Raw genomic sequence first — 21,241 nt, 5'->3', positions numbered from 1 at the left:
ATGAGGCCATGAGCGTCCTTGGAACCGTCATCGTTGGCATCGTCATCCTCATCGGAGTGATCGGTGCGGTCGTACAGATCTGGCCCTCTGCACCCGTTGTCGGAGGCGCGATCCTTGTGTGGTCGTGGATGACCGGCACCCGCGCCGCGTGGATTGTTTTCGCCATCGTGGCGTTTGTCCTGATCCTCGGAACGGTCCTGAAATACGTGATCCCCGCCCGCGGCATGAACAAGGCGGGAATCCCCCAATCCACGCTCGTATGGGGAGCTGTCGGTGGCGTCGTCGGATGGTTCATCGGCCTGCCCCTCGGCCTCGTCCTGGGCATGGTCGCGGCGATTTTCCTCGTCGAATACCTGCGCAGCCGCGACACCGCCAGCGCCTGGACGGCCACCCTCCACGCCCTCAAGGCCTTCGGATGGACGATCGCCATCGAGCTGATCGCCGCCCTCACGAGCGCCACCCTGTGGGGCGTCGGCGTCGCCCTGGTTGCCGCCGGAAACTGACGCGACCAGCCAGGGCGCCCCGGCCTCGTCGTTCCTCCGGTAGGATGGGTCTGTTGCGCGCGCCCGCGTAACAGACCCAACTAAACGGAGATTCTCATGCCCGCCGTCATCGTGCTCGGCGCCCAGTGGGGCGACGAAGGCAAAGGGAAGGCCACTGACCAGCTCGGCCAGCACACCGACCTCGTCGTGAAGTTCAACGGAGGCAACAACGCCGGCCACACCGTCGTTATTGACGGCGAAAAGTACGCGCTGCACCTCCTGCCCGCCGGAATCCTCTCCGAAGGCGTCACCCCCATCATCGGCAACGGCGTCGTTGTCGACCCGGACGTACTCTTCGAGGAACTCGCGGACATCACCGCGCGCGGCGTCGACTGCTCGCGCCTGCTCATCTCCTCCAACGCGCACATCATCCCGCCCTACAACCGCCTCATGGATCAGGCGAACGAGCGTGCGCGCGGCAACAACCTCATCGGCACGACCGGCCGAGGCATCGGCCCCACCTACGCCGACAAGATGAACCGCATCGGCCTGCGCATCCAGGACCTCTTCCACCCCGAGGAGCTGCGCGCCAAGGTCGAGGCCGCCCTGGCCCCCAAGAACACTATTTTCGAGGCCGTGGACCTTGAGGTGCTCGACCCCGCCGAGGTGTCGGACCACCTGCTGTCCTTCGCGGACCGCATCAAGCCGATGCTGTGCGACGTGTCCCTCGTCGTCAACGATGCGCTGGACCGCGGCGACACCGTCCTCTTCGAGGGTGGCCAGGCCACGATGCTCGACATCGACCACGGCACCTACCCCTTCGTGACCTCCTCCAACCCGACCGCGGGTGGTGCGCTCACCGGCTCCGGCGTCGGCCCGACTCGCATCGACCGTGTTGTCGGCGTGGCCAAGGCGTACACGACGCGCGTCGGCGAGGGGCCGTTCCCCACGGAGCTGGACGACGAGGTCGGCGAGGCGCTGCGCACCAAGGGCGGCGAGTTCGGCGTGACCACGGGTCGCCCGCGCCGCACCGGCTGGTTCGATGCCGTCATCATGCGCTACTCCACACGCATCAACGGCCTGACCGACATCTGCCTGACCAAGCTTGACGTGCTCTCCGGCTACGAGACGATCCCCGTGTGCGTGGCCTACGAGGTCGACGGCGTGCGCACTCAGGAAATGCCCCTCGATCAGGCCGGCTTCGAGGCCGCCGTGCCCGTGTACGAGGAGCTGCCCGGCTGGAGCGAGGACATCTCGCAGTGCCGTTCCTTCGATGAGCTGCCCCAGGCCGCCCAGGACTACATCAAGCGCCTGGAAGAGCTGTCGCGCTGCCGCATCCAGTCCATCGGCGTCGGCCCGGGCCGCGAGGCCACGATCGTGCGCTACCCGCTCATGTGACGGTTTCTGAACGACAGTGGGGGCCGGTGCTGCGATGCGGCGCCGGCCCCGCTGTGTGTGGATAGTTGTTGTCCCGCATGGGTTCCGCACGTGGGCCCGATGACCTGCACGTAAACCCCTTTATGCGCACGGAAACCCCTTGACCTGCACGTGGGCAGGGCCGCCCACGTGCATATCGTCGGGTTAACGTGCGGGGGAAGGGGCCCACGTGCATATCGTCGGGTTAACGTGCGGGGGAAGAGGCCCACGTGCATACAAGGGAGTGCGTGGAACTCATATGGTGGACAACGTGGATAACCGTGCCGTGAGGCGGTAGTTCGCGGGATACGCGCCGGCACGCGCATACGACAAAGCACGCCGAACCGAATGCGCCTGTCGGCGCGAAGGCCGCTCGTAGCGGCAGAGTTTGGAGCCCGGGGCATACCGGTCCGGCGTGCCCCCCAACTGTACGACCAGTCAACGCCCGCGCGCATCCCGTGGCGGCGTGCATCAACCCACACGGGGCGTGCGCCACAGGCCGCCCCTCATCGCCGAGGCCGTGGCAGCGTGAAGCGGGCCTGACCCCCGGCCCCGTGCCCGGGAGAGCCGACCCGCGCGAGCGGCCCCTGCCTCGTGAGGTGCGCACATGTGGGACCATTGAAGCGTGATGACATCGACCCCGCCCACGCGGCGCCGCACCGGCTCAAGCCGCGGACGTCGCCGCGACACCCTGGCCAACCGACACGTGCCCACGATCATCGGTATTCTCACCGTCACCGTGCTGGCTGCGGCCACGATCGTTGCCTGGTGGCTGCCGGGGTCTCGTTGGAGCGTCGGACCCGTCGTCGCGGTCGCGTCTTTCCTGTTGGCTCTCGGCTGGCCGACGCTGGCGCGCCTGCACATGCCGTGGCTCGCGCAGGCGGTCCTCGCCCTGGGTGGTGCGCTGACCCCCTTGGGTGTTGCCTACTGGAAGAACCTCGACATCGCCGTGCCGCTGACGGGTATCACGCTGGTCGCGCTGGTCGCTGCGACGATCCTGGACGCGCCCGCGCCGCGCGATCACTCCGTGGGGCGCACGAGTGAGCACTGGGGCTCCACGGCCCTGAGTGCGGCCCTCGCCTCGTCGGTGACCTGCCTCCTCATCGTCACCTCCGGCTCCATGTGGGTCTCTCTCACCGTCCACGAGCGCTGGTCGGGCATCGTTCCCATGGCGGCCCTGATCGCCGTCATCGGCGCGGCCTCCGCGCGCTTCGGGCGCAGCGCGAAAGTCGGCGTTGCCTTCGCGATGATCGCAGGCCTCGTCGCGGGTCTCGTGGTCGCCTCGATCGCCTGGTTCCTTGGGCAGACCTCGGACCTGCTGCCCGTCGTCTTCCCCTTCATCGCCAAGCGTTTCGGCGAATTCGCCGCCTTCCTGACCCTGGGTGGCGTCACCGGCTTCGGCGTCGGCTTCGCCGTCTCCGTCGTCGACGCGCTGCTGGGAGAGCGCGCGTCCTCCGCCGAGCTCGCCAACATCCTGGGCCGCGGCGCCGCGAAGTTCCTCGTCGCCGCCCTGCCCGTGTACGCGATGATCCGCATCGGCGGAATCTGAGACCCCACGACGGCTGGACGACCGCATAGCCGGGCCCCGGCCTCGTCCCGTTCGCTTCCAGCTGCGCGCGCCCCTGCTCGTGCGGTGAGCGTCCACCCGAGGCGTTAGGCTGGAGGCATGATGGTGATACCTGCTGACCTGCCCGCACTCGTCGCTCCCGTCGCGTGGATGCTTGGAACCTGGGAGGGGTGGGGCATGTACGCCGCCCCCGCCGCCCCCGGCCAGGAAGAACCCACCGAGGATTCCCCCGTCATCGAGGAGATCCGCGGCGACGTCGTCGGCGAGCAGATGCGCCTGGTGACCCGCGTGTACGCGGGCGTCGCCTCCGAGCCGATCGATCCCACGTGGGACGCGGCGAAGGGCCTGTCCGCTATCAAGAAGGACGACCTGATCAGCGAAGAGACCGTGTACGTCTCCGTCGCCCCCTCCGACGCGCCGCTGCCCCCGCCCGGCCAGTACAACCCCCGCGAATTCACTGCGACCTCCGCGTCCACCGAGGGCCACAGCGCCGTGTGGGACGGCGTGAGCGTCGGCCCGCGCGTGCAGATGGTCTCCGATGCAATCGCTCTCGGCGTGGGCGCCACCCGCGTCACGCACCTGGGCCGCATGTTCGGCCTGGTCGCGGGCGAGCTCATGTGGACGCAGGAGCGCACGCTCGACGGCGAGGATGAGGTCGACGTCGAGATCTCCGGCCGCCTCATGCGCACCGCGCAGGCCTCCACCGAGTCCGGCGAGGTCATCGAAGGCATCGACGACACCCAGGACGGCTTCCTTGTCTGAGTCTGCGTTCGATTCCGAGTTCGTCGACGAGGCCGTGGCATCCTTCGGCGCGACCCCGCACTTCGGGGACCCGTCGGGGGAGCAGTGGGCCCTCGAGGGCGGCCGCGCGCTGGTGCGCCGCCCGGACCTGGCCGTCATCTCTGTGTCAGGGGCCGATCGGCTGACGTGGGTGACGTCGCTTGCATCCCAGAACGTCACCGACCTCGTCCCCGGCGCGAGCCGCGAGCTGCTGATCCTCTCGCCCGAGGGTCGCGTCGAGCACTGGGCCGGCGCCAGCGACGACGGGGAGACGCTGCACCTGATCGTGGAACGCTCGGATGTGTCGGAGTTTGTGGCGTTCCTCGAGTCGATGCGTTTTGCGCTGCGCGTCGCCGTCTCCGAGCGCGACGTCGCCGTGTTCTCCTCGATCCGCGCGGGCGCGAATATGCCCGAGTCCGCGGCCGACCTGCCCGGACACCTGTGGACCTGGGAGGACCCGTGGCCCGGCGTCGTGGAAGGTGGGGCCGCCTACTTCCAGGGTGAGTGTCACCCCGGCGCGCGCACCCCGATGATGTTTCACGCTGTTTCACGCGAGGCCGCGGACGAGTTTGAGGCCGCCTGGCTGTCTGCTTGCCCCGAGGCCGGCTCGCGCCGCCGCGCCGGATACCTGGCGTGGGAGGCCACGCGTATTGCGGCGTGGAAGCCGCGCCTGGGCCGCGAGACCGACGCCCGCGCGATCCCGCCCGAGCTGGACTGGCTGCGCAGCGCCGTCCACACGACGAAGGGCTGCTACCGCGGGCAGGAAACCATCGCCCGCGTCCTGAACCTCGGACGGCCCCCGCGCCGCCTTACCTACCTGCAGCTGGACGGTTCGCGCGGCGACCTGCCCGCGCCCGGCACACCCATCGAGGTGGGCGGACGCCAGGTCGGCGTCATTACCTCCTCAGCCCGCCACGCGGACGAGGGGCCGATCGCCCTCGCGCTGATCGCGCGCGCCGTGCCCGTGACGACTGTCTTCGACATCGACGGCGTCGCCGCCGCCCAGGAGGAGATCGTGCCTGTCCACGGCAAGTCCTCCGTGTCCCCGGAGACCCGCCCGGGTGCCGACCTCTCGCGCGAGGCCGGCCAGCGCGGCGGGTCCACGGGCTTCGGCGGCCTCGGCTCGGCCCTGGGGTCGCGCTGATGCGAGCCGTCATCCAGCGCGCCACCTCGGGCGAGGTCCGCGTCGACGGCACCGTCGTCGGCCGTCTCGCCTTCGACAGTCTTGACGAATCCGGTGCCCGCCGCGAGAGCGTAGCGTCCCGCGTTGGCGGGCAGGACCCAGCAGTCCCGGCGGGGGAGAGTGGCTGCGAGACGCGCCAGGGCCTTGTTGTCCTCCTGGGGGTCCAGCGCGGCGACGGTGCCGAGCAGGTGGCCACGGTGGCCCGCAAGATCGCCGAGCTGCGTATCCTCGACGGCGAGCTTTCGGCCGCCGACGCGGGCGCGCCGATCCTGGTGATCTCCCAGTTCACGCTGTACGGGGACACTCGCAAGGGGCGGCGCCCCTCGTGGGCACACGCCGCCCCCGGCGAGGAGGCTGAGTCCCTCGTCGACGCGGTGGTCGCCGATCTGCGAGGCCGGGGCCTGCACGTCGAAACCGGCCAGTTCGGGGCGATGATGGAGGTCTCGCTGGTCAACGACGGGCCGTTCACGGTCCTCGTCGAGGCCTAGCACCGTGTCCTAGGCCCCTGACAATCTCGCACGCATTTTCTGCGACAACTTTTCAAGCAACGAAACCGCATCGTTGAAATTGCAACGTTTCTGGACGGAATTAAACGTTTTGGACCATCGAATTGGGCGCGATTTGTGCAGCGGGGAGCACACATTGAGGGCCGCCCATGCGCCCAGGGCGAAAGCGCGCGCACGGCGCGGGAGCTTTTCGTAGGCTGTAACCAGTCAACTGGGACGGGCGTACGTCGAGCTCGGCGAAATGCCCGTCCTGTGAAATGAGGAGAGGCATGTTCGAACGCTTTACCGACCGCGCTCGCCGGGTCGTCGTGCTCGCGCAGGACGAGGCCCGCGGTCTCAAGCACAACTACATCGGCACGGAGCACCTGCTGCTCGGGCTGATCTCCGAGGGTGAGGGCGTCGCAGCCAAGGCACTGGAGACGATGGAGATCAAGGGCGAGGCCGTCCGTGCCTCGGTCATTGAGATCATCGGCGAGGGTGAGAAGCCGGTCGAGGGCCACATCCCCTTCACCCCGCGCGCCAAGCGCGTCTTCGAGCTGAGCCTGCGCGAGGCCCTGCAGCTGGGCCACAACTACATCGGCACGGAGCACCTGCTGCTTGGCCTCCTCAAGGAGGGCGAGGGCGTGGCCGCCCAGGTCCTGACCAAGCAGGGCGCGGACCTGGCGCAGGTGCGTCAGACCGTCATCCAGATGCTCAGTGGCTACCAGCGCGGCGACGACGAGGGCCGCGAGTCTGTCGGCGCGGGCGTGGGTGGCTCGGGTGGTCCCGAGCGCTCCAACTCCGCGATCCTCGAGCAGTTCGGCCGCAATCTGACGCAGGCCGCGCGCGAGAACAAGCTGGACCCCGTCATCGGCCGCCGAGTCGAGATGGAGCGCGTCATGCAGGTCCTCTCGCGCCGCACGAAGAATAACCCGGTTCTGATCGGTGAGCCCGGCGTCGGTAAGACCGCGGTCGTCGAGGGCCTCGCCCAGGCGATCGTGCACGGCGACGTGCCCGAGACGATCAAGGACAAGCAGATCTACAGCCTCGACATGGGGTCGCTGGTGGCGGGCTCGCGCTACCGTGGCGACTTCGAGGAGCGCCTGAAGAAGGTCCTCAAGGAGATCCGCACGCGCGGCGACATCATCCTGTTCATCGACGAGATCCACACCCTCGTGGGTGCTGGTGCCGCTGAGGGATCCATCGACGCCGCCCAGATGCTCAAGCCCATGCTGGCCCGCGGCGAGCTCCAGACGATCGGTGCGACCACGAACGACGAGTACCGCAAGTACATCGAGAAAGACGCTGCCCTTGAGCGTCGCTTCCAGCCGGTCAAGGTCGAGGAGCCCAGCGTCGATGAGACGGTCGAGATCCTGAAGGGTCTGCGCGACCGCTACGAGGCTCACCACCGGGTTATCATCACGGACGCCGCGATCCAGGCGGCCGCCGAGCTGGCGGATCGCTATATCTCAGATCGCTTCCTCCCGGATAAGGCTATCGACCTGGTCGACGAGGCCGGTGCGCGACTGCGCATTCGTCGCATGACTGCCCCGCCAGAGCTGCGCGAGATCGATGAGAAGATCGCCGAGGTGCGCCGGAACAAGGAGGCGGCTATCGATGATCAGGACTTCGAGAAGGCCGCGTCGCTGCGCGACGAGGAGTCGAAGCTGAACGAGGAGCGCAAGGCGAAGGAAGAGGCCTGGAAGGGCGGCGAATCCGACGAGATCGCCGAGGTCGGGGATCAGGAGATCGCCGAGGTTCTGGCCATGTCGACCGGTATCCCGGTCGTGCGTCTCACCCAGACCGAAACCGCGAAGCTACTCAAGATGGAAGACGAGCTGCACAAGCGCGTTATCGGCCAGGATGAGGCCGTCAAGGCGCTTGCCCAGTCGATCCGGCGTACGCGCTCGGGTCTGAAGGATCCGAACCGTCCCGGCGGCTCGTTTATCTTCGCCGGCCCGACCGGCGTTGGTAAGACTGAGCTGGCCAAGGCCCTTGCCGAGTTCCTTTTCGGCGACGAGGACGCCCTGATCCAGCTGGATATGTCGGAGTTCTCCGAGAAGCATACGGCCTCGCGCCTCTTCGGTGCTCCTCCGGGCTACGTTGGCTATGACGAGGGGGGCCAGCTCACGGAGAAGGTTCGTCGTAAGCCGTTCTCGGTTGTCCTCTTCGACGAGGTCGAGAAGGCTCACCCGGACATCTTCAACTCGCTGCTTCAGATCCTGGAAGAGGGCCGCCTGACAGACTCGCAGGGTCGCAAGGTGGACTTCAAGAACACTGTCATCATCATGACGACGAACCTGGGTACCCGAGACATCAACAAGGGTGTCCTCACGGGCTTCCAGACCGCGGACAATTCGACGCACGACTACGGTCGTATGAAGTCGAAGGTTGCGGAGGAGCTCAAGCAGCATTTCCGTCCCGAGTTCCTCAACCGTGTCGATGATACGATCGTGTTCCCGCCGCTGACCAAGCCGGAGATCTCTCGCATCGTGGATCTGATGATCGCCAAGCTGGCCAAGCGCATGGAGGCTCAGGACATGCGCCTGCAGTTGACCGACGACGCGCGCGAGCTGCTTGCTGACGTGGGCTTCGACCCGGTCCTGGGTGCGCGTCCGCTGCGCCGCGCGATTCAGCGCGAGATCGAGGATGCACTGTCCGAGCGCATCCTCTTCGGAGAATTGCAACCCGGTCAGGTTGTCACCGTTGGCGTCACCGGAGAAGGAAAGGATCGCGCGTTCACCTTCAACGGGGAGTGATTTACTCGCCAATTATTTGAAGCTGACAAAGTGCCTTTTCTAGAGGGCGGCCCTTCGTTCTGCGGCGAGCCGCCCTCTAGTTGTTAAGTAATCCTGCCTCTGATAGATTCTGATTAACTATTAGGCTGGGTTGAAGTTGTGCCACACTATTGTGCGGGCACTACTCAGCAATCGGGAGAGGGTCAATGCGCGCGCAAAAGCGACGAAACGTAACCGGTGTGAGGCGACGTCTGCCGGCGTTTGTTCTCATGCTCGTCGTTGCTGCGCTCTGCATCGCAGGCGTCATCTATAAGGGTGCCGAAGTGACTCAGGTCAATGTCAATGATGGCGGTATCTGGGTGACTAACAAGTCCAAGCAGTTGGTCGGCCACCTCGACTACGAAGCCCGCATTCTTGACGGTGCCCTGCGCACCGAGGCTACCAACTTTGACGTCGGCCAGGCTGGCGAAACGGTGACAGTCTCCGACCTCGGCTCACTGACCGTTGCCCCCGTCAACGTCACCCAGGTCGCCCTCGGCTCTCCGACGGCGCTGCCCGCCGGCTCGAGTGCGATGCAGGGGGGTGACGTCCTCGGCGTCCTCAACGCTGCCGATGGCACCCTGTGGACAACGTCTGCGGCGTCTCCGAGCCCCTCCAATCTCGCCGACTCTGCAGCTCTGGCCTCGAACATGGGGGTCAGCGCATTCGTGACCGGCGAGGACGGCTCCGTGTACTCCCTGTCGAACTCGGGAACGCTCACGACCGTCAAGCGCAGCGGGTCAGTCGATCAAGCGAAGACCACTCAGGTCACCGGGATTCCCGATGGTGCCCGCCTTTCCATCACGGTCGTCGGCGATCAGGTTGTCGCCCTTGACTCTGCCTCTAACACCCTCTTTCTGCCCGGGAATAAGACCCTCGACCTCGGCGCGGCCGGTATAGAGGCCGATGCCGTCCTGCAGCAGGCCGGACCGAAGGATGACTCGGTCCTGATGGCCACCGCCACCTCTCTTGTAGCGATTCCACTGACGGGTGGGCAACCCGTGATCACGCCCGCCGCCGAGGGGGCCCCGACCGGCATCCCGGCGGCGCCCGTGCGGCATGAAGGATGTGCCTACGGTGCGTGGAGCGGATCGGGGGCGTATGTGCGCTCGTGCAAGGATCCGACCTCGAACGAGCAGATGGTCGTCGATACGCTCGTCTCCGCCCGTGAGGTTGTCTTCCGCACCAATCGCAAGGCCATCGTCCTCAACGACGTCGCCGAGGGGAACGTGTGGTTGCCCGACTCGAACATGGTCCTGATGGACAACTGGGATGAGGTCGAGAATCAGCTCGAAGAGAGCGAAGAAGAGCAGGATAGCCCGGAGCTCACCAACGAGGTGGCCGACCCGCAGCAGCGCGAGGAAAATACTCCGCCCGAGGCCGTCGACGACGAGTTTGGTATCCGCCCGGGACGCTCGACCATTCTGCCCGTCCTGGACAACGATTCCGACCTGGACGGAGACGTGCTCACCGCCACCCCGACCACGCAGCCGGGATGGGGTTCTGTGGTCGTGGCTCGTAGCGGGCGCGCCCTGCAAATCGAGGACGTATCAGCAGACCAGAGCGGATCCACGTCCTTTACCTACGATGCCTCGGATGGGCGGGCCTCCGCTTCCGCCCACGTTCAGGTCACGATCCACCCCTACGGCCAGAACGAGGCCCCCACTCAGGTGCGTTCTTCCTCCGTCAAGATCGGGGTGGGCGCGCAGATCCAGTACCAGGCCCTCAGTGACTGGCGTGATCCCGACGGTGACCCGATCTACCTCAAGGAGGTCCAGGCTCCGACTGGCCTGAACGTCTCATTCGTCGAAGACGGCACCGTAACCATCGCGGAGGAGGGGGCGTCGGCTGGCCCCAAGACCATCGTCCTGACGGTGGCTGACGACCAGGGTGCCGAGGCTCGCGGAGAGCTCGTGGTCAACGTCCAGGAGGCGGGCAACCTCCCGCCTTCGGCCAACGGCGACCTTTTCCAGGCTCAGCCGGGCGAGATCGTCACCCTTGACCCGCTCAAGAATGACACCGACCCCAACGGCGACCCGCTCTCCCTCGCCGCCGTCTCCGGAGCCCCGTCGGGTGCGACTCTCACCCCGGACCTCGACCGCGGAACCATCGACTTTCGGGCGCAGCAGCCCGGATCCTACTCCTTCGCCTACACGGTCTCTGACGGGATCGCGACGACGCTGGGTATCATCCGCGTGGAGGTTGTGGCTTCCTCCTCGGTGCGTCCCATCGCAGAGAACGACACCGCCGTCCTACCCCAGGGCGGATCTGTCCTGATCAATCCCCTGGGTAACGATTACGACCCCGCCGGAGGCATGCTCTCAGTGACCTCGGTGGATACGACGAAGGCGCCCGATATTGAGGTTGCGCTCATCGAACGCCACCTCCTGCGGATCACCGCCCATGCGGGCATCGACAAGACCGTGACCTTTTCCTACACGGTCTCTAATGGTCAGGGAAGTGCCACCGCCGAGGTGACCGTGATTCCCGGCGCTTCGGATCGCTCCGACATGGCACCCGTGCTGCGGCCCGACCGGGCGAAGGTGCGCGTCGGCGACGTCGGAACGGTCTCGGTTCTGTCCAACGACCGCTCCCCGGCCGGTCTGAACCTCCAGGTTGAGTCGACTCTCGAGTACGACCAGGCCTCGGCGGTCGGAACGCCCTTCGTGACTGGAAACCAGGTGCGCCTTGCGGCCGGAACCAGCCCCGGACTCCTTGAAGTTACCTACTCGGTCATCGACTCCGCCGGCAACCGCGCTTCCAGTACGGTCACCTTCGAGGTCATCCCGGATTCCGACAGCAACGAGGCCCCCCGTCCGAGGACCCTCAACGCGTGGACGAGCGCCGGTCAGGCCGTGACGATCCCCGTTACGCTGAGCGGCATCGATCCCGACGGCGACTCGGTGACGCTGGTCGGCGTGGACTCTTCACCGACGCAGGGCGTGGCCACCGCCTCGGCCACCTGGATCGACTACACGCCCAACCGCGGGGCGGTCGGCACCGACACCTTCACCTACACGGTCGAGGACCGCAAGGGAGCGCGCGCCTCCGCCCGCGTGCGCGTCGCGATCTCCCCGTCACCCACGTCCAACCAGAACCCCGTGGCCGTCCCGGACACCGTGCAGGCCCGCCCTGATCGCGTCCTCAACATCAACGTCCTGTCCAATGACGTCGATCCCGACGGTGACACGCTCACCCTGGATGAGGGTGGCCTGACGACGGCCACGCCCGCGCTCAATCCTCAGGTCCGCTCCGCGACCACGATCTCGGTGCGCACCCCATCCGAAACCGGCAGCTACGCGGTTGCCTACACGGTCTCGGACGGCCGAGGCGGCTCCGCCACCGGTTTGGCCACCATCTACGTATCCGAGGACGTCCCCCTCAAGGCCCCCGTCGCCCGCGACGACTACGTGGCCTACACGGAGCTGCCCGAGGACGGGTCGGCCGTGCGCGTGCGCGTCGTCGACAACGACGACGACCCCGATGGGTCGGTGGACGAGCTGAAGGTCACCACCGGCGAGTCCGGGGTGAACGTGAGCGGCCAGGACCTGCTCATCCCGGTCTCCGATCAGCTGCGCCTCGTCGTCTACACGATCACCGACCGCGACGGACTGACCAACTCCGCCGTCGTCACCGTGCCCGGACGCAACGCCACCGCGCCCTTCCTGAATAACGCGAACCTCCCGATCGAGGTGGACGCGGGATCCCAGCGCACGATCTCCCTCGCCGACTACGTCATCGTGCGATCGGGGCGTTCTGCGCAGCTGGTGGAGGGGTCCTCTCCGGCCGCCCAGGCGGGGCTGACATCGGTGAGCGCCGAGGGTGCGACGCAGTTGACGATCAGCGCGGCCGAGAGCTTCTCCGGAAACACGGCATTCACCATTCAGGTCAGCGACGGGGATGACGCGGGCGCTCTGTCATCGAGCCTGTCCGTACCCGTTCGCGTGCGCGCGACCCAGAACCAGCCGCCCACCTTCACCCCGACCGGCGTGCGCGTCGAGGCCGGGGGCGAGGCCGTCACCCAGAACCTGGCGCTCGGAGTCACCGATCCCGAGGGCGGCGACCCCTCGACCTTCACCTACTCGGTGGGCACCGTCCCCGATGGCATCAGCGCCTCGGTGTCGGGTTCGACGCTCACCGTGACCGCGGCCCAGGGCACGGCCCGAGGCCCGGCCGGAAGCATCGCTGTGAGCGTGACCGACACGGACGGCAACTCGGTGTCGGGTTCCGTCCCCGTCGAGGTCGTGGCCTCCTCCAAGCCTCACGTCAGCGCGCCTGACTACCAGGAACGGGCCCGGGTCGGCGAAACGGTGAGGGTGGACGTCGCCTCTCGTGCCATCAACCCCTTCCCCGATTCCCCGCTCACGCTCGAGGGCGCGGTCATGGGACTGGGAGCCGGGCGGGTGCACGCCGAGGGGACGGTCGTGTCGATCACCCCCGACGCGGTGGGAACCATCAAGGTCACCTACCGCCTCAACGACTACCTGCGCGACCCGTCGCGCTCGACGCAGGGCACCATCACCGTCACCGTCGTCGGCGCGCCGGATCGCCCCACGGGAGTGCACGCCGAGGCCAGGGGTACGAGCGGCGCTCGCCTGACCTTCACCCCGGGCGCGACCAACGGCGCCACCGTCACCGGCTACCGGGTCCTTGACGCTGACTCGGGCCAGCAGGTGTCGGCCACCTGCACCGCCGGCTCGTGTACGGTCGATGGGCTCAGCGCCGGTCGCGGCTACTCCTTCTCCGTTGTCGCCACCAGCAGCGAGGGCGATTCCAAGCCCTCCGCGGCGTCGAATAGGATTACGACGGTCGGAAAGCCCAGCCAGATGGTTGCGCCCAAGGTGGAGGCCGGTGACTCGGTGTTGAAGGTCTCGTGGGTGGCACCGGAGAATGACGGCGGGTCGAAGATCGACCACTACGAGGTCCAGGTCAACACCGACGAACCGATCACCGTGCATGGACTGTCGACCACGCTCTCCGTGGTCAACGGGCACGACTACGCCGTTCGGGTCCGGGCCGTCAACGGCGAGGGTCAGGCCGGACCGTGGTCCTCGCCCACCAGCGGGCATCCTCATCCCTCACACGTTGCCCCGGACGAGCCGGTGGTCACCGTGACCACCGAACGCTGGGAGGGACAAGGCGTGATCGTGGCGAAAGTCTTCGTCTCGTGGACGGTCGGCAACAGTGGCGGCAGCGGATGGGGCCAGACAACCATCAACGTTAACGGCGAGTCGCAGAATGTCACGGGGGACACGCGCAAACTCAAGGTGGTCCTCGAGGATTCGGCGACAACAGCGACCGTGACCGTGACCGTGCGCAACCTTGAAGGTGACGCCACCACGTCGGCCCCCCAGACCGTGCGCATCCCGCCGAACCCGAACACCCCGCCCTTCGAGATCGACCCGCCGACGATCACGGCGACGGGCAACTCCGGCCAGCTCCACGCCACGAACGTCAACGTCAAGCCCGGGCGAGGCTACCTCGCCAACGAGCTCACCGTGTTCTGGGGAACGAGCGGCGCCGACTGCTCCGCCAAGGCCCGCGCCAACGACAAAAACCGCAGGGTCCAGGGCACGAACTTCGTGTGGTTCGGGGGAGATGAGGCGAACGGGGTTCCGCAGAACTTCTACTTCTGCCAGATCTCGACCTCGGGCATGGTCTCGAGCGCCATCAGGGTCACCGGCACCCCGAGGAACGACCACGCCGCCCCGGACAAGGACTGGGCGAACATCCCGATCGACGCGGAGTTCGTGGGCTACCCAGACGGCGGTTTCGCGGTGGGAATCCGCCGCTCCAAGGAGATCGAGGGCCTGTGCACCTACGGTTGTCGGCTCAAGGTCGTCGATTCGGCGACCGGCCAGACGATCTACAAGCAGAGCGACGCCGTCATATCGCCCACTGAGACCCCGGCCCTTCGGGTCCTCGGCTCCGAACTGCCAAACGATGGCGGCTACAAGGTCGCCCTCTACATCAGCCTGTCGACGGGCAAAGAGATCGTCAAGTACATGCACTAGGACAGGTATCCGAGCGAGAAAGCCCGGGAACCGGAAGACACATAACCAACACAACGACCGAAGAGAAAAGGATACTCATGTCACTGTCCATTGAGGACGCGACGCGTTTCGCCCAGGTGTTCAAGAACCTCGTTAACGGGGTCTCCGTGGCGGTCTTGGACAAGCGCCAGGCGGTGCGCCTCGCGCTCACGACCATGTTTGCCGGAGGACACCTGCTGCTCGAAGACGCACCGGGCACCGGCAAGACCGCACTGGCCCGCGCCATCAGCGCCGTCATCGATGGCACGCATTCGCGTATTCAGTTCACCCCCGACCTGCTTCCCTCCGATATCACGGGCGTGAACATGTTCAACCAGAAGACCGGCGAGTGGGTCTTCCACGCGGGCCCCGTCTTCGCTGAGATCGTTCTGGCGGACGAGATCAACCGCGCCTCGCCGAAAACCCAGTCGGCCCTCCTGGAGGTCATGGAGGAAGCGCAGGTCACGGTCGACGGTGTGCGTCGTCCCGCGCCCCAGCCCTTCATGGTTATCGCGACCCAGAACCCCGTCGAGCAGGCCGGAACATACCCCCTGCCCGAAGCCCAGCTGGACCGCTTCCTCATGAAGACGTCAATCGGCTACCCCTCGCGTAGCGCCATGATCGACGTCCTTGACGGCTCGGCCTCGCCCGACCGATCCAAGAACCTCCAACCCATGGTGTCCGGCCAGGACATCGTCGCATGGTCTGCTCTCGCAGCGGATAATCACACGGACCGCGCCGTCCTGGACTACGTGGCCGCCCTCGCGGAAGCCACGCGAGAGGACGAGTCTTCCATGCTGGGAGTCTCGACGCGCGGTGCGATCGGCATGGTCCGATGCACCCGCGTGTGGGCCGCCGCCCAGGGTCGCAACTTTGTCCTGCCCGACGACGTCAAGGCGCTCGCCGTCCCCTTGTGGGCCCACCGCATTGTCGTCGACCCCGACGCCGCCTTCTCCGGTGCCACCTCCGAGGGCGTCATCCAGCGCGCCCTCACCTCGGTCCCCGCACCCGCTGTCGGCGCGTAAGGAGCCTCTCGGTAGAAGTGATGGAAGGGAAGCGTTCGGATAGCGCAGACGGGGTCGGGCACCGCAGGGAGCAGACCGGCCGTCCGCGGCCCCTCGCGGCGCTCGCGGGAGCCGTCACGCCGATCGGCTGGGCCGTCATCGTGCTCATCGTCGCCGGTGTTACGGTCGCCGCCGTATTCCAGTGGGTCGAGGCGTTGGCGTGCGCGCTCGCGGGCGCCGTCGCACTCGTGCTGGCGGCCACCCGCGTCGCATGGAAGCCCCCGCACCTCGTGTCGATCCGCGTCCCCAACGAGCGCATCGTCGCAGGCCAGACTGCCGTCGGGGAGATCACGGTGCGCAACGAACGTAACCGGCCCGTGCGATCGGGCATCATCGAGCTACCGATCGGCTCGGGCACCGGCGAATTCGTCGTGCCCCCGCTGGGTGCGCGACGGTCGTGGGACGAAATGTTCCTTATCTCCTCGCGTCACCGCGGCCTCATCAACGTGGGTCCGGCGCGTTCGGTGCGCTCTGACGCGCTCGGACTGCTGCGCCGCGTGCGCGTGTGGGACGAGCCCGTCATCCTTCACGTGCACCCGAAAACCGTGCGCGTTCCCTTCGACGCCACCGGTTTCCAACTGGATGTCGAGGGTGTGTCCACGGGCAGGCTCTCCAGTTCCGATGTGTCCTTTCATGCGCTGCGCGACTACGAACCCGGAGACGATCGGCGCGCCGTCCACTGGCAGTCGACCGCCCGCTTAGGCAAGCTCATCGTGCGCCAGTACGAGGAAACGCACCGCTCCCACCACGTTATTGTCCTGGACACTTCCCGCGACGTCTGGGATCACGACTCCTTCGAGACGGCGGTCTCCGTCGCGGCATCGCTTGGTTTGGCCAGTTTGCGAGAGTCTCGTCCCGTGTCCGTCACGACGACGGAGGCTTGGCTGCCGTCGGGTAGCGCCATGCGCCTTCTGGACACCCTTTCCGAGATCAAGGCGGGTTCCGGAGGGGACCTGGCCCTGCGCGTGCGCGAGGCAGTGGCTGAGCGTCCCGGAATCTCGGCCCTCACCCTCGTGGTCGGCCCGAAGGTGAGCGATGTCGACGCCGCGCACCTGGCGCGGCTGGCTCCCATTGACGTCCCTGTTTCCATCATCCGAATCGGTGGGGCTGAGGGACGAACCAGGCGAGACCTCGGTCGAGGGGTGCTCCTCGACTGCTCGCGCCTTGAGGACCTGCCGCGCATTATCGTTGCCGGAGGGCTTGCATGACCACCAGCGTTGATACCAAGCCTCGCGCACAAAGGGTTGAATCGCAGGCTCAGACGAGACCGACGTCCCCCGTTGCAACCGAGGTGCGAGCGTCCTCCGTTCCTTCTGCCTCTTCCCGCGACGGCGACCGTCCCAACGTGGGGCCGCAGGGGCCTCGTCCCAAGACGACGCGTTCGCGTCTCCTGACCGTCACACAGCGTTTCGCGACGTACCGGTCGAGCTTGCCGATATGGTCCCTCCTGGTTCTTGCCTTCCTCTTCGTGGGGCCTGTCGCGGCCTTTGAACCGGTCTTCGGTGGCGGAGTTGGTGCGATCGCTGCCGGAGCAGGAGTGGCCTGCGGCCTGGCGATCGCCGCGGCCTCTACCTACTGGCGGTGGGATGCACTCACGACGGTCTTAAGTGTTGTGGTGACCTACTTCCTGGTCGGCAGCGGTGCCGCGCTGCGCTCAGAGGCGCTGTACGGCTTCCTACCCACGGGGCAGACCCTGCAGGTCATGGTGCTCGGATCGTTCCGTGCCTGGAAGGACCTGTTGACGCTCACGCCCCCGGTGTCGGTCTACTCCGGACCGGCGCTGGTGCCGTGGATGTGCGGCCTGGTCCTGGCGGTCCTGGCGGGCCTGATCACGGCGCGTGCCGGACGGGCCGTCCCGGGGTCCATCCCCGTCGTGGCGATGGCGGTTATCGCCGTGTTTTTTGGGCTCGCTCGCTATCCTCTTCCTCTGTCGCTGGTCCTGGTCTGGTGGGCGCTTGTGGTCGCCTGGTGGGCGAGCGCCGCACAGTACCAGAGAATCACCCTGGGGCAGGATGTGCTCGTGGGACGAGCAAGTTCGCCTGGCGGCGAGGCGACGGTTGGGCGTCGTTCTCGCTCGACCGTCTACGTGGGGAGGCGAGCGCTTGGTGCCATCGTCGTTCTCGCGGTCTCCGTCGGCGTGGCGATGCCGGCTGCGACGGTCCTGGGGTCCTCCCGCGGGCGCCTTGTTGGGCGCGACCTGATTCAGCCGCCCATTGACGTTCAGGCGTTCCCTTCCCCGATGTCTTCCTTCCGTCACTACACGACGGATCTCAAGGACGAGACGCTGCTGACCGTCTCCGATCTACCTGAGAACCAGCGTGTGCGAATCGCCGCGATGGACGTCTACGACGGTACGACCTTCGGCATGTCCCGGAAGAGAGACGACGGACATACGGGTTACATCCCGGTTCATACGACCATCCCCGGTCGCGCGCAGGGCACCTCAGTGGTGACGCTCACGACCACAGGACTGTCAGGCCCGTGGGTTCCCGTCCTGGGAACTCCCTCGCAGATCGCTTTCACTGGCGGGCAGGCAGCCCGGCAGAAGAAGGGCCTCCATGTCGATACGTGGGCGAATGCGGCTCTGACCACCGGCCCCGTCGGTTCGATGAGCTACAACGTGACCACGGATTTCGTCGCGCCCGTGCGCGACGAAGAACTGGCTAACCTCGTGGCGGTGTCGGTAACCCTGGAGGACAAGAATGTTCCCGACGGCCTCGCTGATAGGGCCGCCGAGCTCACGCAGAACGCGTCGACGCCGCTCGCGGCGGCGCGAGCCATCGAACACTACTTGTCCACCAACGGCTATTACCTCAACGAGAACACTCGTTTTTCGCGGCCGGGCGTGCGCAGCGATCGGCTGGAGCGCATGCTGGCCTCCGACGAGAACCTGATCGGCGACGACCAGCAGTACACCGCGCTCATGGCTCTCATGCTGCACCAGCTGGGGATCAACGCGCGCGTCGTCATGGGAGCCTACCCCGAGGGCGGCTCCCAGGGAGGTGCCGCGACCCTGCGTGGATCCGACATTCGCGCGTGGGTCGAGGTCGAGTTCTCGGGCGGTGTCTGGGGCGTGTTCGACCCGACTCCGCCGCGCGATCATGTGCCGCAGACTCAGGTGCCCAAGCCTCGTTCCGTCCCGCGCCCGCAGGTCCTGCAGCCGCCGGAGCCTCCCGAGCCCCCGGCTGAGATGCCTCCGCCCACACGAGACCAGAACGCCGACCCCCTCAAGCCGCCCGAGGCGGGCCTTCCCTGGGGTCTCATCGCCGCAGGCTCGGGCGCTGTCATCCTCCTCGCTATGCCACCCCTGGCGATCCTGGTGTTCAAGGCGGGCCGGCGCAGGCGTCGCCGCAGGGCCTCCCCCGGCGAGGCGCTGGTGGGTTCGTGGGACGAGGTCGTGGACCTGGCTGCCGACTATGGCCTGCGTATCGATCTGGGACGCACTCGTCAGGAGACCGCGTGGGCTCTTTCCTCCGAGTGGGAACTGGGGCAAGACCCGGGTGATCCCTTTGCGCTGGTGACGGACGAGGTGAACCTTGGCGAGGACGGGGCGACCTCCTCCTCGGATAGTGCAGGCGTCGCCGACAAGGGGCGCTACGTGATTGATGGCTGGAGCCGCTTCGGAGGTGACGTTCCCGCTCCCGTCGTCATCGCGCGCTTCGCAGACGTCGCTAACTTTGCTTCTAATGGTTTTTCGCGCGACAGTGCACGCGCCGCGTGGGCACAGGTGAGGGACCTGCGCGACCAGGTGTCCAAGCGTGCGGGCTTCCTCGCGCGCGTGCGCCGGGCTTTCTCCCTGCGCAGTCTGCGCATGCGCCGCAAGCTACGCAGGGATACTCCCCTGGTCGGGCGCACGATGCGAGAGGAGAACGATCAGTGAGTCCAGCTGTCGCAGGCATGAGGGGGCCGGATATTCCCGGATTCCGGTGGGTCCGTCCTCTGGGGCAAGGTGGTTTCGCCGACGTGTTCCTGTACCGTCAGGAGCTACCGAGTCGCGATGTGGCTATCAAGGTCGTGCGTGCTCAGGGCGATGCGCGGGGCACGAAGGAACTGCATCGTGAAGCCGATGCGATGACTCTCCTGTCGGGGCACCCCTCCGTCGTGGAGCTACACGGGGTGGGAACGACCGCAGACGGGCGGGCGTATCTCGTCATGGAGTACTGCCCGGTTGCCGACCTCCTCACCCAGGTTCGCGCGCGACCGATGTCGCTTGAGGACGCCCTGGATACGATGATCAAGATTTGCGGCGTCGTCGAGACTTTCCACTGGCAGGGCTACGTGCACCGCGACATCAAGCCCTCGAACATCATGATGGATGCCTACGGCAAGCCGGTCCTGGCCGACTTTGGAGTCGCGTCGAAGGTCGGAGCGTTGGAGGTTGGTGCCTTCGATGGTTTCTCGGTCCTGTGGGCACCCCCGGAGCAGCAGGACGTGACCGCACCCGCCTCGCCGCTGCAGGACGTGTGGGCTCTGGCGTCAACGACGTGGACTTTTGTGACGGGGCGTAGCCCCTTCGAGGACCCAATCGGTGACAATTCGGCGGCGTCGATCGCCAACCGCGTGCAGCGCGGACGCATGCGTGGCCTGGGGCGAGCGGATGCTCCCTGTGAGTTGGAGCGTGTGTTGCGTGCGGCGATGGCGGTGGACCCGGCGGAGCGCACGCCTTCGGCCAAGGAGTTTGGCGAGGGTCTTCAACGGGTTCAGGAAGAGATTGGCTACCCGCGCACGGAGATGGAGATCAAGGAGAAGCGCTCTAAAGCCTCCGTCACCGTCGCTGGCGATCAGAAGACGCGGCTGCGTGGCGCGCCGGTCATCGACCCGGATGCGACGCGGCTGCGCTCTGCCACCTACTCATTCGAGGGAGGGGCTGGTTCCGGCGGCGTCGAGGCAGTGGCGGACTCGTGGAAGAGCGATCGTTCTGGGGATGTGGACGAGGTCTCGGCTCGTCGTGTCGTCGAGGGATCCTTGGAGGCTAAGAAGACTATCTCGCCGCTGGCGGGCGTGCTGCTGGCGCTGCTGGCCGCGCTGATCGCGGCCGGGCTGGTGGCGGGGATACTCCGTGGACAGGGGTCGTTTACGCGGATCGCTCCCGATCCGGAGAAGACGAGTACCTCGGCGGCCCCGGGTGACGCGTTGGGCGTGGCACCCCCGAAGGTGTCGAATCTGGCCGGCGAGTATTCCGACGGTACGGTGGCCTGGACGTGGACCGCGCCCGAGGGTCCCGCTCCCTCGGACATCGTGTACGCTTACGAGGGCTCGGGGGCGGCCGGTAAATCGCGTGGTCGCGTGGAATCGACGAGTGTGACGGTCGATGGGGCCAGTGGCGAGAACTGCATCGAGATCACGACGGTGTCGCGTTCTTCCGGGCGCATGTCAGACCCGGTGCGTGTCTGCGTGGAGGTTCCATGACGCAGATCATTTCGTCGGTTCGTTATTCTTACTTGCAGTCCAGTTT

Annotated in this window: 12 protein-coding genes; all 12 read left to right on the top strand. The window is 66.8% G+C overall.

Translation table 11 applies throughout. The features are described from left to right. Positions 1–8: 8 nt before the first annotated feature. Positions 9–503: a DUF456 domain-containing protein gene (locus tag FOC40_RS10365; protein ID WP_004565458.1), complete on the top strand. Its 495-nt coding sequence runs from the start codon at positions 9–11 to the stop codon at positions 501–503. A gap of 96 nt (positions 504–599) precedes the next feature. Beyond that, the gene (locus FOC40_RS10360) at positions 600–1,880 is read left to right on the top strand and encodes an adenylosuccinate synthase (RefSeq protein WP_004565459.1); all 1,281 of its coding nucleotides are present in this window, start codon (positions 600–602) and stop codon (positions 1,878–1,880) included. Positions 1,881–2,526: 646 nt separating this feature from the next. Beyond that, positions 2,527–3,447, top strand: a complete 921-nt coding sequence (locus FOC40_RS10355; RefSeq protein WP_231126083.1) for a hypothetical protein — start codon at positions 2,527–2,529, stop codon at positions 3,445–3,447. 117 nt (positions 3,448–3,564) lie between these two features. Further along, entirely contained in the window at positions 3,565–4,227 is a 663-nt protein-coding gene (locus FOC40_RS10350; protein WP_004565461.1) for a heme-binding beta-barrel domain-containing protein, read from the top strand. Continuing rightward, positions 4,220–5,389 carry a YgfZ/GcvT domain-containing protein gene (locus FOC40_RS10345; RefSeq protein ID WP_004565462.1) on the top strand — a complete coding sequence of 390 codons (1,170 nt, stop codon included), beginning with the start codon at positions 4,220–4,222 and terminating at the stop codon, positions 5,387–5,389. Before FOC40_RS10350 ends, FOC40_RS10345 begins: the two co-directional genes overlap by 8 nt. Next, complete coding sequence (dtd, locus tag FOC40_RS10340) at positions 5,389–5,916, top strand: D-aminoacyl-tRNA deacylase (protein ID WP_004565463.1); 528 nt, start codon at positions 5,389–5,391, stop codon at positions 5,914–5,916. Before FOC40_RS10345 ends, dtd begins: the two co-directional genes overlap by 1 nt. A 287-nt stretch (positions 5,917–6,203) precedes the next feature. Continuing rightward, positions 6,204–8,672 (top strand): ATP-dependent Clp protease ATP-binding subunit, encoded by a 2,469-nt coding sequence (locus FOC40_RS10335; protein ID WP_039929647.1) that lies wholly within the window; start codon positions 6,204–6,206, stop codon positions 8,670–8,672. A gap of 248 nt (positions 8,673–8,920) precedes the next feature. After that, positions 8,921–14,704 carry an Ig-like domain-containing protein gene (locus FOC40_RS10330; RefSeq protein WP_004565466.1) on the top strand — a complete coding sequence of 1,928 codons (5,784 nt, stop codon included), beginning with the start codon at positions 8,921–8,923 and terminating at the stop codon, positions 14,702–14,704. Between the two features lie 77 nt (positions 14,705–14,781). Continuing rightward, entirely contained in the window at positions 14,782–15,747 is a 966-nt protein-coding gene (locus FOC40_RS10325) for an AAA family ATPase (RefSeq protein WP_004565467.1), read from the top strand. Between the two features lie 20 nt (positions 15,748–15,767). After that, the gene (locus FOC40_RS10320; protein ID WP_004565468.1) at positions 15,768–16,994 is read left to right on the top strand and encodes a DUF58 domain-containing protein; all 1,227 of its coding nucleotides are present in this window, start codon (positions 15,768–15,770) and stop codon (positions 16,992–16,994) included. After that, positions 16,991–19,666: a transglutaminase domain-containing protein gene (locus tag FOC40_RS10315; RefSeq protein WP_231126021.1), complete on the top strand. Its 2,676-nt coding sequence runs from the start codon at positions 16,991–16,993 to the stop codon at positions 19,664–19,666. The genes FOC40_RS10320 and FOC40_RS10315 overlap by 4 nt, the downstream gene beginning before the upstream one ends. Before the next feature lie 17 nt (positions 19,667–19,683). Beyond that, positions 19,684–21,195, top strand: coding sequence for a serine/threonine-protein kinase (locus FOC40_RS10310; protein ID WP_004565470.1), 1,512 nt, complete (start codon positions 19,684–19,686; stop codon positions 21,193–21,195). The last annotated feature ends 46 nt before the right edge of the window (positions 21,196–21,241 follow it).

This window comes from Schaalia odontolytica, from assembly GCF_009730335.1.
GTDB classification, from domain to species: Bacteria; Actinomycetota; Actinomycetes; order Actinomycetales; family Actinomycetaceae; genus Pauljensenia; species Pauljensenia dentiphila.
Note: the sequence above shows the minus strand (reverse complement) of the source record. Positions and strands in the feature narration are given on the sequence as shown.

Coding starts and splice junctions, on each gene's coding strand:
- FOC40_RS10355 (WP_231126083.1), top strand. CDS start 2,527: ATGACATCGACCCCGCCCACGCGGCGCCGCACCGGCTCAAGCCGCGGA.
- FOC40_RS10310 (WP_004565470.1), top strand. CDS start 19,684: ATGAGGGGGCCGGATATTCCCGGATTCCGGTGGGTCCGTCCTCTGGGG.
- FOC40_RS10330 (WP_004565466.1), top strand. CDS start 8,921: ATGCTCGTCGTTGCTGCGCTCTGCATCGCAGGCGTCATCTATAAGGGT.
- FOC40_RS10365 (WP_004565458.1), top strand. CDS start 9: ATGAGCGTCCTTGGAACCGTCATCGTTGGCATCGTCATCCTCATCGGA.
- FOC40_RS10320 (WP_004565468.1), top strand. CDS start 15,768: ATGGAAGGGAAGCGTTCGGATAGCGCAGACGGGGTCGGGCACCGCAGG.
- FOC40_RS10335 (WP_039929647.1), top strand. CDS start 6,204: ATGTTCGAACGCTTTACCGACCGCGCTCGCCGGGTCGTCGTGCTCGCG.
- FOC40_RS10315 (WP_231126021.1), top strand. CDS start 16,991: ATGACCACCAGCGTTGATACCAAGCCTCGCGCACAAAGGGTTGAATCG.
- FOC40_RS10360 (WP_004565459.1), top strand. CDS start 600: ATGCCCGCCGTCATCGTGCTCGGCGCCCAGTGGGGCGACGAAGGCAAA.
- dtd (WP_004565463.1), top strand. CDS start 5,389: ATGCGAGCCGTCATCCAGCGCGCCACCTCGGGCGAGGTCCGCGTCGAC.
- FOC40_RS10350 (WP_004565461.1), top strand. CDS start 3,565: ATGATGGTGATACCTGCTGACCTGCCCGCACTCGTCGCTCCCGTCGCG.
- FOC40_RS10325 (WP_004565467.1), top strand. CDS start 14,782: ATGTCACTGTCCATTGAGGACGCGACGCGTTTCGCCCAGGTGTTCAAG.